The 13,055-nt window shown below is 53.2% G+C and carries 11 protein-coding genes; 3 read left to right on the forward strand and 8 right to left on the reverse strand.

What is annotated here, in order from left to right; genetic code table 11:
* Window positions 1-309: 309 nt before the first annotated feature.
* Entirely contained in the window at window positions 310-486 is a 177-nt protein-coding gene (locus RW092_RS21600) for a hypothetical protein (protein ID WP_016312251.1), read from the forward strand.
* 153 nt (window positions 487-639) lie between these two features.
* Complete coding sequence (locus RW092_RS21605; RefSeq protein ID WP_316011251.1) at window positions 640-1,497, forward strand: SDR family oxidoreductase; 858 nt, start codon at window positions 640-642, stop codon at window positions 1,495-1,497.
* Window positions 1,498-1,504: 7 nt separating this feature from the next.
* Here the strand turns inward: RW092_RS21605 and RW092_RS21610 are convergent, their stop codons facing one another.
* Together RW092_RS21610 and RW092_RS21615 are read right to left on the reverse strand one after the other, a co-directional pair.
* Entirely contained in the window at window positions 1,505-2,770 is a 1,266-nt protein-coding gene (locus RW092_RS21610; RefSeq protein ID WP_316011252.1) for an MFS transporter, read from the reverse strand.
* A gap of 26 nt (window positions 2,771-2,796) precedes the next feature.
* A complete protein-coding gene (locus RW092_RS21615; RefSeq protein ID WP_316011253.1) occupies window positions 2,797-3,252 on the reverse strand; it encodes a MarR family winged helix-turn-helix transcriptional regulator in 456 nt (151 codons plus the stop codon).
* A 166-nt stretch (window positions 3,253-3,418) separates the two neighbouring features.
* Between RW092_RS21615 and RW092_RS21620 the strand changes: the two genes are divergently transcribed.
* Window positions 3,419-4,195, forward strand: a complete 777-nt coding sequence (locus tag RW092_RS21620; protein ID WP_085279027.1) for a YheC/YheD family protein — start codon at window positions 3,419-3,421, stop codon at window positions 4,193-4,195.
* A 63-nt stretch (window positions 4,196-4,258) separates the two neighbouring features.
* On the opposite strand, the gene RW092_RS21625 is transcribed toward RW092_RS21620, so the two are convergent.
* The 6 genes from RW092_RS21625 to RW092_RS21650 all read right to left on the reverse strand — a co-directional run bounded on the left by RW092_RS21625 (window position 4,259) and on the right by RW092_RS21650 (window position 13,039).
* The gene (locus tag RW092_RS21625) at window positions 4,259-5,332 is read right to left on the reverse strand and encodes a glycosyltransferase family 4 protein (RefSeq protein WP_316011254.1); all 1,074 of its coding nucleotides are present in this window, start codon (window positions 5,330-5,332) and stop codon (window positions 4,259-4,261) included.
* Between the two features lie 82 nt (window positions 5,333-5,414).
* On the reverse strand, window positions 5,415-5,831 hold the full coding sequence (locus RW092_RS21630; protein WP_316011255.1) for a PaaI family thioesterase: 417 nt from the start codon (window positions 5,829-5,831) through the stop codon (window positions 5,415-5,417).
* Between the two features lie 74 nt (window positions 5,832-5,905).
* Window positions 5,906-7,600: a long-chain-fatty-acid--CoA ligase gene (locus tag RW092_RS21635; protein ID WP_127575447.1), complete on the reverse strand. Its 1,695-nt coding sequence runs from the start codon at window positions 7,598-7,600 to the stop codon at window positions 5,906-5,908.
* A 26-nt stretch (window positions 7,601-7,626) separates the two neighbouring features.
* Entirely contained in the window at window positions 7,627-9,411 is a 1,785-nt protein-coding gene (locus RW092_RS21640; protein WP_316011256.1) for an acyl-CoA dehydrogenase family protein, read from the reverse strand.
* Between the two features lie 27 nt (window positions 9,412-9,438).
* Entirely contained in the window at window positions 9,439-10,620 is a 1,182-nt protein-coding gene (locus tag RW092_RS21645) for an acetyl-CoA C-acyltransferase (RefSeq protein WP_316011257.1), read from the reverse strand.
* A gap of 22 nt (window positions 10,621-10,642) precedes the next feature.
* Window positions 10,643-13,039 (reverse strand): 3-hydroxyacyl-CoA dehydrogenase/enoyl-CoA hydratase family protein, encoded by a 2,397-nt coding sequence (locus RW092_RS21650; RefSeq protein WP_016312261.1) that lies wholly within the window; start codon window positions 13,037-13,039, stop codon window positions 10,643-10,645.
* Window positions 13,040-13,055: the final 16 nt, after the last annotated feature.

Here is a 13,055-nt window from a genome sequence, read left to right on the forward strand (position 1 = left end):
GTTGGCGGGAGCAGCCGGTGCAACGGCCCCAAACGTGGTGGCTATAAAGAAACACAGTAAAACCAGACAAACCTTTTGAAGCTTCATCATCATTCCTCCTCAAAGCGAAAGTGGAAAGCCTGTCTTTCGTTAAGCGACTTCGGAGTTGCAACGAATGAAACGCAAGGATGTCCCAATTCCTATTTTATTCCAGCTTTTTATAAATATAAACTAATTTCTACAGGTCTGAAACATGAAATCACCGTGATCGGGATACCCTATGGAAGGTAATGACTACTACCGAGAGAATCACTTTTAAGGAGGATCAGCATGGAGCATCAAAATCAACAAGCCCGCGATGAGGCTGAGCTGCGTAACAAATTAAATGAGCAAGGGGATTCATTAGCGGAGAAGAAGAAGATTGAAAACGGCGTGGACATCGAGCCAGAAGCCGATGAATGGGTGGCCAAGCCGGTGCCGTTCACCGATACAGATTCCGCGAAATAACCTTCCTCTTCCGTTGATCATCCGCAGGGTTCCTTGATGGAGCCGCTGCGGATATTTTATTATCCACCAACGGTTCCCAGACGACAGGATAATGAACCTTTAGCGCGAATATCATGGTAAAGAGGTTGATTTGAAATCTGGGAGCGTGAAGAAATGGAAGCGTTCGCACAAGATTTATTGAAGGATAAGGTGATTCTGATCACCGGAGGCGGTACGGGATTGGGACGGGCGATGGCTGGTCGGTTCTTGCAACTCGGCGCGAAGGTCGCCATCTGCGGACGACGTGAAGAGGTATTGGAGCAAACCGCTGAAGAACTATCCTCTGCTTATGGCGGTGAGGTATACCGGCAGCGCTGTGATGTTCGCGATCCCGGACAAGTCCACAATTGCGTGGATGCCGTGTGGCAACATTTCGGCCGGATCGATGTGCTTGTCAACAACGCTGCCGGCAATTTTATCAGTCCGACGGAACGCTTGTCGCCCAATGCTGTCAACGCAGTACTGGGTATCGTATTGCACGGTACGTTTTACATGACATTAGAGGTTGGAAAACGGTGGATTGAACAGCAGCTGCCCGGAACGATGTTGAACATTGTCACGACCTACGCTTCGACCGGATCGGGATACGTCGTGCCCTCCGCCGCTGCCAAAGCTGGCGTACTTGCGCTGACCCGCTCCCTCGCCGTCGAGTGGGCACCTCACGGGATCCGTCAGGTGGCGATCGCACCCGGACCGTTTCCGACGGAAGGCGCCTGGTCTCGCCTCTCCCCTACTCCGGAGCTGGAGGCGAAAATGCTGGGACGCGTACCGCTTGGAAGAACCGGCCGCCCCGAAGAGCTGGCGGACCTAGCCGCTTTCCTCGTCTCGGATGCCGCCGGATACATCAACGGCGAGGTGGTCACGATTGACGGCGGGGAATGGCTGCGCGGGGCCGGACAGTTTAACGACCTTGCCGAGGTGACAGAAGAACAGTGGGATCGCTTGTCCGAGTTAACGCGCAAAGGGAAATAGCTGCGCCTTAGCTCGTGCTGCTTACCTTCACTTCAGCGCGGTCTGCCGGATCATTTTTCGTGGATAACCGCTTGTTCCCCAACAAATGTGACACAACGTAAAAGATCAGGAACAATCCCATAACCCCGGCGGAATAACGGTACATCACCGCATAATTCGTGGCGGAAGCGATGGCTCCCAGAATGATTGCACCAATGGCAACACCAAAATCTGTGGTATTAAAAAACATGCTGTTCGCCATTCCGTATTGCTCCGGTGTGCTGGATCGCAGCATCCAAGCCTGCAGCGTAGGCTGGGTCGCCCCGAAGCCAAGTCCATACAGTAACGCCGAAACGATCAGCATTGGCAGCGACTGGGTGAAGGACAAAACAACCATGCTCGCAACTACCAAAAGCGCCGCAGGAATCAGGACGGCCCCAGGGCCCTTCGCATCAAAGATTCTGCCGGAGATCGGACGAATGATGACCACCGTGGCCGCATTAAACAAGAAAAATAACCCCACTTGTTCCAAGTGGATAAATTCGCCGAAGAGAGCGATAAAGCTTAACAGACCGCTGTAGGTGATCGATAATAACATATTTAGAAATGCTGGCAACAAAAATTTACGGTTAAACGACGTACGACGTTCCAGGGCCGGGGCGCTGGCTCTCGGCGTCGTTTTCTTCTCGCTTGCTTTCATCTCTTGATTATGGTTTCTTGGCAATGCTCGGGTAATTAGCAACAACGGGATCACCACCAGAACAGCCCATGCCCCCGTCAAGGTCAATGTGCCAAAACCGTACTTCTGCAGCATATTTAAACCGATCATTGGGCCGATCGACATCGCCAAGCTGCTGGACAACCCATAATACCCAATGCCTTCCCCCATTCGAGTTGGCGGAATGATCCGTGATGCCAACGTTGGCAAAATGGTGCTGCCAATCCCAAAACCAACACCGTAACCGGCCCGTAACAGCATCAATCCTCCAACCGATCCAGCCCAATGATTGAATTCAGTCATAAGTGCTGCGATGATTAAGCCAGTGAACAGCAGAACGTTAGGTGAAAACTTCCGCAGCATCGCTGCTGTGAGGAAACGAGCCAAAATTGCGGATACCGCAAAAACGCTGGTCACGAGACTGACCTCTAAATCACTGGCGGCAAGGTCATTTTTGACATAAGATGAAAGTGAAGACAACAACATTTGCAAATTCAGAAATAACAAAAAAGCAGAGATCGTTAATGATATAAACGATCTCGTCCATAATCGGTCTGATTCCTTGTGTAAATTCATTTCTTCGCCTCTAATCTACTTAGTTGTCAACCTTTGTTTTGCGATTCTTCACCGAGCTGAAGATGGATGCGCTGGAGCAGCTCCACGAGCTTCTCGTATTCCTCCGCATCCATGAGCTGCTTCACCTCTTCATTTACGCCCCGTTCGATCGGCAACGTTTCACAGATCAGTTCTCTTCCCCGCTCGGTTGCAAATACGACAAACGATCTTCGATCCCGCTCCCCCGCTTGCTTGCGAACGAGTCCTTTGCTTTCCAGCAAGTCGATAATTCGAGTAATCGTTGGCTTGTCCTTTCCGGTTCGATCCGCAATCTCTTTCTGGATCATGCCATCTGAATTATAGATCTTATGAAGTACGGACCATTGCTCGGTGGTAATGTCATAATCCTTCAATCGATGCTGCAGTAATGCTGTGATTTTGCGGTAAGCCATCCCCATGATATATCCGATGGCCAGCTCGTGCTGAGAGTGGTCCCTTCTCACCATATGTCACACCTTGCTTTAATAGTTGTCTTGACAATTATATGCCAACGAACTAATTCAGGTCAATCATCTGTCTATTTTCAGGGCGGGTAGGTGATCATCTTTCCCTTTTCCAGTACGGACGAATACATTACCATAAAAAACATCTCGAAGGGGAACCGCGATCATGAAAACTGCTCGTCACCCGCGTCATATCACAAGCAAGCTGAAAAAAAATGAAGCGTTGATGAAAAGCAAGACGCTGCGGAGCTATCTCCCTGAAACCCGCCGATTTACTAAAGAGAATTTGCATAGTATGCTGCTGAGATACCATATGGTCTACGTTAAGCCAGTGAACGGCACATGGGGAAAAGGCGTCATGCGGGTCGAATATAAACCTTATTCCAGACACGGGATCTACCAACACCAGCTTGACAAAAAGGTGTCGACCCATCATTCAGTGGATGAACTCTATCACTCGATTCGAAAACATAAGCTGAAAGGTCGTTATCTCGTTCAGCAAGGCATTGAGCTGCTCAAATATGATCAGCGGCGCTTCGACCTGCGTGTCATGGTGCAACGTACCCCGCAGAAGGTTTGGAAGACAACCGGCATAATTGGCAGACTGGCCCACCCGAAGAAGATTGTCACCAACTATCATAATGATGGGAAGCTTATGCCGGTAGAGAAGCTGCTTTCCCCCTATTTGAAGGGATCGCGGCTCAAGTCTTATACCAATATACTGGAGGGCTTTGGGGAGGACATTGCCAATCACTTAAAGAAGAGCTTCCCCGGGCTGCGCGAAATCGGTGTCGATGTGGCGCTTGACCAGAAGATGCGGCCTTGGATTCTTGAAGTGAACACTTCGCCGGATCCGTTCATCTTCCGGAAACTGAAGGATAAGAGTATCTTCCGCACCATCATGAAATATGCTCGTGCTTATGGCAAATACAAGCGGAAATAAATAAAAAGCGGACGAAGGCCATGCCACAGGGCATCCTATCGTCCGTTTTTGGTAGGATAAGGTTTATGAACCAAACTGCCGATAGATTCCCATCAGCTTCTTGGCCGTTTGCTTCCATCCGAACTTCTCTACAGCGTCCTTCCGCGCTTGTCTGGACATTCGAGCGGTCAGCTCCCGATCCCGTGCCAGCTTCAGAATCCACTTCGCATGCTCTTCAGAGTTGCGGTAGGCATCGACGAGGTAACCATTCGAACCGTGTTTGACGATCTCCCCAATCCCGCCAATATTGGATGCGACGACGGGAAGACCCGATGCCATCGCTTCCACATTCACCAGACCAAACGCTTCATGCTCCTGTGACGGACACGCAAACAGATCGGCCTGCTGGAACTTGCGGTGAATGGAACGATGCGGAACTTTGCCGGTAAATATGACAGGCACTCCCTTCGCCCTGGCTAAACGCTTGAGTTCTCTTAAATATCCGGGTTTACCGCCGCCAACTACGGTTAAGCTAACCGGCCCATATTCCTTGCGCACACGGCTGATCGCCCGGATCAGAACCGGAACCCCTTTGCGTGGAATGACCCGCCCCGCGAACAAGACGCGGAATGTTCCAGAGTGCCCTGCTCCGCTTGCCGGGCTAAACCGAGCGGTGTCTACACCAAGATGCACCTTGCGCAGTTTCCCCGCATGCCGTGGGAAGCGCGCGGCTAAATTCGCTTTCAGCGAATCGCTGTTGGCAATAATCAGGTCGGCTCGGCTCAGACTTTCGTTCACTTTGGTGGTGGGTTTCACAAACGTCAGCGAATGCAGGAACAACGTGACGGGAGTATGGGGAAACGCCGCCTTGATTTTGGCCATATAATGCGGACGATTATCGACTTGAATCAGGTCATACCGTCTCCCTTTCAAGTAATGCAAAACGGAGGCGATATACTTACTGGAGCTTCCACTGCTCACCCGGACGATCGTTAAGTTCCCCATCCGGCTGACGCTGGGCAAGTTACGGGCCTTTCTGCTGATCAGCGTAACGCGATGATTCACGGCCAATTGCTTGGCGATGGCTAGCATGCTGATCTCCACGGAGCCGTTCCCGGGAACCGGGATCTGCTCGGGCGCCACCATCAAAATATTCATAGGCTCCTCCTAACACATATGTCCTTGCGTTTATTCACCATATGCGTTAGGAGGACTTCCTGCGTAGGTATCCACCTAAACGTCAGGTCACGCGGAACGTTCCTGTTCCAAATGCGCAGATTTCACCTTGATCCAGCCGTGCATACGCCATCGTGGTCACCGATTTACGCGATATGTGAACCAGTTCAGCAGTCACAGTGATCGATCCCTTCACGGCTTTGGTGACGTAATTTAAGTTTAAGTTCGTTGTCACCACACTGGCTTCCGGTTTGGCAATCATCGCCAGCAGTCCCATTGCCGAATCGATCAACGTCGCATGAACCCCCCCGTGGACGATGCCGATCAAGTTCAAGTGATGCGGCTGAATTTGAAGGCACATCACAACCCGCTGCTCATTCGCTTCAACCACTTCACAGCCGAGATAATCCACAAACGAGCCAATCGCCGCTTGATTCCACAACGCTAAACGTTGTTGCAGCTCTTCTGAATCCGCTTTCATTTCAGATAACCTCCGTTCATCCCGTTCGCTGCCAAAAAGCCCTGATTCTGCCTCGGATTTAAGCACACCAACGGTTACTTCTCTTTCGTTTGAGCCGGATTCTGACGCTCCGCTTCTTCTTCCACGAGCTTGCGGCGCAGCACTTTACCGGCCAACGTTTTCGGAAGACTATCCCGAAATTCGTAAACCTTCGGCACCTTATAAGCAGCGAGCTTCTCCTTGCACCAGCGTTTGATGCCCTCCTCGTCCGGTACTGCCCCTTCTTTCAGAACGATATAAGCTTTGACCGTCTCGCCGCGATATCGGTCGAAGATACCGGCCACAATTGCCTCTTCCACGTCCGGATGCTCGAACAACACCTCTTCGACCTCCCGCGGATAAATGTTATATCCTCCGGCAATGATCAAATCTTTGCGCCGATCTAAAATGTAGAAGAATCCGTCTTCATCCATCCGCCCCAAATCTCCGGTGAGCAGCCACCCGTCACGCAGCGTCTTGTACGTTTCTTCCGGGCGGTTCCAGTATCCCCGCATCACTTGAGGGCCCCGTACGGCCAGCTCGCCGACTTCACCAACCGGCACCTCCTCGAGCGTATCGGGCTGTACGATCATCGCATCAGTATCGGGAAATGGGATGCCTATTGATCCGGTTTTCCGCATCCCCCAGATGTTGTTGGCATGCGTGACCGGGGAGGCTTCGGTTAATCCATAGCCCTCGATCAGCTTGCCGCCGGTGATTTCCTCAAACCGGGTTTGGACCTCAAGCGGCAACGGAGCCGCACCGCTGACGCAGACATTAATCGAAGATAAATCATACCCGCCAACGTCCTTATGATTAATGATTGCAACATACATCGTGGGTGCGCCAGGAAATACCGATGGTTTCTTGAGATGGATCGTCTGCAGCACCTGATTAATTTCAAAACGAGGCATCAGCAGCAGAGTTCCACCTAAAGAAACAGATTGATTTAACAGCACCGTCATACCAAACACATGAAAAAAGGGGAGAGCCGCCAAATACTTCTCCTTTGCCGGCCTAGCCCGGTAGAACCAAAGCTGGTTTTGAATCGTATTGGCTACCAGATTCATGTGCGTCAGCATGACCCCTTTGGCAAAGCCCGTGGTCCCGCCGGTGTATTGCAATAACGCTAAATCCTGCTCGGGATCCACTTCCACATGGCAGGGTTCGGGGCTGCCGCTGGCAAGAAAGGTTGGAAAAGCGATTAAGCGATCATTGTAGTTTAAATGAACCAGCATGCCGTCTTTTTTGGCTTTGATCGGATACAGTAAATTTTTGGGGAAAGGTAAATAATCCTTAATCGAGGTTGCAATGATATATTCCATGGGATGTAACTTGGTCGCTGTTCTTACCCGCTCCACGAGCGGATCTAACGTCACGATCACGCGTGCGCCTGCATCCGTGAGCTGATGCTCCAGCTCCCTAGGCATATAAAGTGGATTCGTCATGACGGCGATCCCGCCCATGAGCAGTGTTCCGTAATAGGCGATCACCGTCTGCGGGCAATTCGGCAGCATGATGGCTACCCGGTCCCCCTTGCGAATGCCCAGCTTTCGCAGGGCATTCGCAAATTGGTACGACTGTTGCAGCAGGGTGCGGTAATTCATCTTTTTTCCCATAAACTCCAGAGCCGTAACTTCGGGGTAACGAGCAGCCGTAACTTCTAAAAAGTGGGCGAGATTTTGCTTCGGATAATCATAGGTCGGTGGTACTTCAGCAGGGTAGAACTTCAGCCAAGGTTTACTCGACATACGCCTTGCCTCCCAACCTCGCAATTTTACAGTACGTATTTCTCCGCCCGAATCACTTCGGCGGCAATTTGCCGTTTTAATGACAGCGTATTCACTGCCGAGCGCTTTGTCAATTTTTTCAGGATGGAGAGTTGTGTGCGCAGCATATCCCCTGTCTCCATATAACTTAACGTTTCCTTCGCCAAGGCTTCGATCTTGCCAAATTCTTCTTGAATAAACACCGTTGTCATGGCGATATACAGCGCGGCCTTGTCTTCACCCGCTTGTGCAATGCGCTTCTTCGTGCGAAGCAGCGCGCTTTCCATCGCATAGATGGCGATCATCATATCCGCTAAATGGTTGAGCACTTCCTGCTCCCGCTCCAGTTTGAGCTGATATTTTTGCACCGCTTGGGCGCCCGCCATCAGGAAGATCTTTTTGGCCATGGTCAGCAGATAAGCTTCCTCTTCCAACGTGCCTTCAAACGTGCGGCTTGGGATCGGCTCCATCAGTTCTGCCTGCAGCTTTTGCGCTGCCTGGAGCAGAGGAAGTTCCCCCTTCATTGCGCGTTTGACCAGCGCGCCGGGAATCAGGAGGCGGTTGATTTCATTGGTGCCTTCAAATATCCGGTTGATCCGCGAATCGCGGTAGATCCGCTCGATTCGATATTCCTGAGTAAACCCGTAGCCCCCATGAATTTGCACGCCTTCGTCCGCGACGAAATCCAGCACCTCCGAGCCAAACACCTTGTTGATGGAGCATTCCAGTTGATATTCCGCGATTTGCTTCGCCGATTGGTAGCCCACATCTGCGCTGCTGTAATCGACATCTGCTAATCCGACGTCAAACAAGCCCGCTGTGCGATAGACCATGCTTTCCAGCACGAACGTCCGCGTATTCATCTCCGCCAGCTTTTTGCCGATGAGCGGGAAGGACGAAATCTTTTGCCCGAATTGGGTACGTTCATTGGCGTATTTCGCTGCATATTCAATCGCATCCTTGGAGGAACCGAGACATCCCGCCGCCAATTTGAAGCGTCCGATATTCAGGATGTTAAAGGCGATCAAGTGGCCTTTGCCCACTTCCCACAGCAAGTTTTCAACCGGCACTTTCACGTCTTCCAGGATCAACGGGCATGTGGAGGAACCTTTAATGCCCATCTTCTTCTCCTCTGGACCGATGCTTACCCCTTCCATGCTCCGTTCAACGATAAACGTGCTGAAGTCGGTGCCGTTCACTTTGGCGTATACAATGAAAATATCCGCAAAACCCGCGTTTGTAATAAACTGTTTAGTTCCGTTGAGCACATAATGCGTCCCGTCCTCGGATAACACCGCAGTTGTCTTGGCCCCCAGCGCATCGGAGCCCGAGGAAGGTTCAGTTAGGCAATACGCCGCGAGCAGTTCCCCTGTCGCCAGCTTCGGCAAGTATTTGCGCTTCTGGGCATCGGTTCCGAAGAACACGATGGGCAGCGTCCCAATACCGACATGGGCTCCGGCGGAGAGGGCAAATGAGGAGGCTTTCGTCAGTTTTTCGCTGATTAACGTGGTGCTGACTTTGTCTAGCCCCATGCCGCCGTATGCCTCCGGCACGTCTGCGCCGAGCAGACCGACTTCACCCGCTTTCCGCAGCAGGTTGGCGGTCAGCTCATAATTCAAGTACTCAATCTCTTCGTCCCGCGGAAGGATTTCCGTGCGAACGAATTCCTCCGTCGTCTCGCCGATCATGCGATGCTCCTCGCTAAAATCCTCCGGGGTCACCACCTGACGGTAATCGACATCGGTAATGACAAAGCTGCCGCCTACGATTTTTTCCTTCGTTTCGTTGCTCATACGATCCTCTCCTTCATTCAAATGGATTCAAGGGTTAACTTCAAAAACGCCGGCCGCGCCCATACCGCCGCCAATACACATCGACACGACCCCGTATCTGCCGCCACGACGGCGCAGTTCATGAATCAGGGATATCGACAACTTCGTCCCGGTGCAGCCGAGCGGATGTCCGAGAGCAATGGCGCCGCCATTGACGTTCACTTTGTTCTCATCCAGACCCAGCTCGCGTATCACGTGGACGCATTGCGAGGCGAACGCTTCGTTGATTTCAAACAGATCCACATCGTCCAGCGTGATCCCTGCAGCTGCCAGCGCCTTCGGAATCGCCTTGACGGGTCCTACGCCCATCAATTCCGGCTCCACGCCCGCTACCGCAAACGAACGGAACGTTGCCAACGGTTGAAGCCCTAACGCATCTGCCTTCTCCCGGCTCATGACGACGACTGCGGCTGCCCCGTCGTTCATCGGCGAGGAGTTTCCTGCCGTCACGGTTCCACCTTGCTTGAAGCTGGGTTTCAGCTTCGCTAAAGCTTCAAGGGTCGTGTCGCTGCGGACGCTTTCGTCGGTGTCGAAGACAAAACGCTTCACTTTGACCTTCCCACGCTCATCCAAGCTGCGCAGCTCTGCCTCAAACGGGACGATCTCCTCCTTGAACTTGCCTTCGGCGATCGCTTGAGCAGCTTTCTGATGGGATACATAAGCGAACCGATCTTGATCTTCCCGGGAGATGCCAAAGCGTTCGGCAACGCGTTCCGCCGTATGGCCCATCGCGATGTAGACCTCCGGCATTTCCGCAACGATCCGCGGGTTGGGCGACACCTTGAACCCGGTCATGGGCACATGGCTCATGCTTTCCACGCCGCCGGCGATCAGCACGTCAGCCTGACCTAGCATAATCCGCTCCGCAGCAAAGGCTATCGCCTGCAAACCCGAAGAGCAAAAGCGATTGATGGTGATGGCAGGCACCGTGACCGGGAACCCGGCGTAGAGCGCCATGATCCGCGCAAAATTAAGTCCCTGCTCCCCCTCCGGCATGGCACAGCCGATGATGATGTCCTCGACATCTTCTTTGTTCAGACCAGGTGCGCGCTCAATGGCGGCTTCCAGCACGATTTTACCTAAGTCATCGGCGCGGGTTTGGACCAGGCTGCCTTTCTTGGCTCTGCCCACCGCCGTCCGGGCCATGGATACAATCACAGCTTCCTTCATCTAATTTCATCCTCCCCCTCGTTTAGTTCCGCAGCGGTTTGCCTTTGCTCAGCATGTGCTGCATGCGCTGCTGCGTCTTTGGTTCACCGCATAAGCTCAGGAATGCCTCGCGCTCTAGGTCAAGCATATATTGCTCGGTTACCAGCGTTCCGGCGGGCACGTCGCCTCCAGCAAGCACATGGGCGAGTTTGTTGGCGATCAGCAGATCGTGATCGCTGATATAACCGCCCTCGTACATGCCAAGCGCGCCTAGCTGCAGTACCGCTTTGCCTTCGGAGCCGACAACGCGGAACTTCGTCTCGGGAATGGGCTCATATCCGCTTCCCGCCAGCTTTAATACGGCCTGCTTCGCTTCGTAAATCAAATGGTCGGGATTTAGCACCACCCGGTCGGTAGATTTCATGAGCCCAAGCCGTTTGGCGTCATGACCGCTGCTGGACACTGTGGCAGTCCCTACCGTTTGGAAGTAATGGTTGATGTAGGGCTGTAAATCAGCCTCTGCCAACATCGCCTGTTGGCTGGCCCGTAGCGCCAGCTCCTTACAGCCGCCGCCCGCCGGAATCAGGCCGACGCCCACTTCAACGAGCCCGTAATACGTTTCAGCAGCGGCGATAACCTGATCTGCCGGCATACATGCCTCCACGCCGCCGCCCAGTGTCATGCGGTGCGGTGCCGCTATCACCGGCTTTTCAAACCGTTTCAGCCGGTACATCGTGTTCTGGAATAGACGAATAATGTCATCGATTTCGTCCCATTCCTCGTCCTGCGCTTCCATCAGCAGCAGCATCAGGTTGGCGCCAACGCAGAAGTTACGTCCCTGGTTTGCAATGACCAGCCCTTCAAAGTTAGCCCGCACCTCATCCATGCTCTGCGAGATCATCTGTAAAATATCTGCCCCAATCGCGTTGTTCGGCGAATGGAACTCCAAGCATGCCACGCCGTCGCCAAGATCGATCAGGCTGGCGCCGCTGTTGCTGCGCACCACTCGATTCTGCGCCTTCAAGTCGCGAAGCGAGATCTGTTCCGGCGGCAGCTTGACTGGTGCGTAACCTCGGGCGGCGGCTTGGAAGAGGGAGCCCCCTTCTTTTTTGTAGAACGAAGTGTTGCCCTGTGCGATCCAGTCCTTCACCCAGGCCGGTACCGTCAGCCCTTCCGCCTCCATCTTCTCAACGGTACGCACTAAGCCGATGGCATCCCATGTTTCAAACGGGCCCAACTCCCAGTTAAAGCCCCATTTCATCGCTTCGTCGATATCACGGATGTTATCCGCTATTTCCCCCAGTTTGGCGGCGGAATAGATCAGCACTTGTTTCAGCACATCCCAGGCGAGCTGCGAGTAGCGGTCTTGCGTGCCAAGCAGGGCCTTCGTCTTGGCAGCTGCCCCTTTCGCCAGCTTGGCGGCCTCCAAGGAAGCGGAGTTCACCTTGCGCTGCGGTGCGTACTCCATCGTCTGCAGGTTCAAGGACAGAATTTCGCTGCCCTTCTCCCCTTTGATTTTGCGGTAAAAGCCTTGCCCGCTCTTCTCACCGAGCCAGCCCCGCGATACCATATCCTTCAGGGAAGCTGGAGCAGCAAACACCTGTTTCTCCGCTTCGTCCGAGACGTTCGCATACACGTTGTCGGCCACATGCAGGAAGGTGTCCAAGCCGACCAGATCCAAGGTGCGGAAGGTGGCGCTTTTCGGACGGCCCATGGCAGGTCCCGTCACGGCGTCCACCTCTTCAACGGTGTACCCCTTCTCGGCCATCTCGCGCAGCGTCACGAGCAGGCCATATGTGCCGATGCGGTTAGCGATAAAGTTCGGTGTATCTTTGGCCAGCACGACCGTTTTTCCCAGCTTCTGCTCGCAGAAACGGCTTAAGCTTTGAACCAACTCCGGATCGGTCGTCTGACCCGGAATGATCTCCAGCAGCTTCATATAACGCGGCGGATTAAAGAAATGGGTTCCAAGAAAAGACTTGCGGAATTCCTCGGACCGTCCTTCAACCATCGCGTTGATCGAGATCCCCGACGTATTGGAGCTGACGATGATCCCCGGCTTCCAATGGCGCTCGACCTGAGCGAGCAGTTGCTGCTTAATGGCGAGGTTTTCGACTACGACCTCGATCACCCAATCCACATCCGCAATCTGGTGCAGATGATCCTCCAAATTGCCCGGCGTGATTCGCTCCGCGAAAGCGTTGTCATATAACGGTGCGGGTTTTGTCTTGGAGAGGCCGGCGATCGCCGACATTGCTAAGCGATTGCGTACGGACGGATGGTCAAGCGTCAACCCTGCGGCCATCTCCTCGTCGCTCAATCGCTGCGGAACAATGTCAAGCAACAGGCAGGAGATGCCCGCATTCGCCAGTTGGGCAGCGATGCCGGAGCCCATGATACCGGAGCCGATAACGGCTGCTTTTCGGATCGGTTTGTTCATTTGATCTACCTCCTAG

The sequence above is a fragment of the Paenibacillus sp. 3LSP genome, assembly GCF_032465655.1.
In the GTDB taxonomy this organism is placed as follows: domain Bacteria; phylum Bacillota; class Bacilli; order Paenibacillales; family Paenibacillaceae; genus Fontibacillus; species Fontibacillus barengoltzii.

Coding starts and splice junctions, on each gene's coding strand:
- RW092_RS21635 (WP_127575447.1), bottom strand. CDS start 7,600: ATGTCGAGTAAACCTTGGCTGAAGTTCTACCCTGCTGAAGTACCACCG.
- RW092_RS21625 (WP_316011254.1), bottom strand. CDS start 5,332: ATGAATATTTTGATGGTGGCGCCCGAGCAGATCCCGGTTCCCGGGAAC.
- RW092_RS21620 (WP_085279027.1), top strand. CDS start 3,419: ATGAAAACTGCTCGTCACCCGCGTCATATCACAAGCAAGCTGAAAAAA.
- RW092_RS21610 (WP_316011252.1), bottom strand. CDS start 2,770: ATGAATTTACACAAGGAATCAGACCGATTATGGACGAGATCGTTTATA.
- RW092_RS21600 (WP_016312251.1), top strand. CDS start 310: ATGGAGCATCAAAATCAACAAGCCCGCGATGAGGCTGAGCTGCGTAAC.
- RW092_RS21630 (WP_316011255.1), bottom strand. CDS start 5,831: ATGAAAGCGGATTCAGAAGAGCTGCAACAACGTTTAGCGTTGTGGAAT.
- RW092_RS21645 (WP_316011257.1), bottom strand. CDS start 10,620: ATGAAGGAAGCTGTGATTGTATCCATGGCCCGGACGGCGGTGGGCAGA.
- RW092_RS21650 (WP_016312261.1), bottom strand. CDS start 13,039: ATGAACAAACCGATCCGAAAAGCAGCCGTTATCGGCTCCGGTATCATG.
- RW092_RS21605 (WP_316011251.1), top strand. CDS start 640: ATGGAAGCGTTCGCACAAGATTTATTGAAGGATAAGGTGATTCTGATC.
- RW092_RS21640 (WP_316011256.1), bottom strand. CDS start 9,411: ATGAGCAACGAAACGAAGGAAAAAATCGTAGGCGGCAGCTTTGTCATT.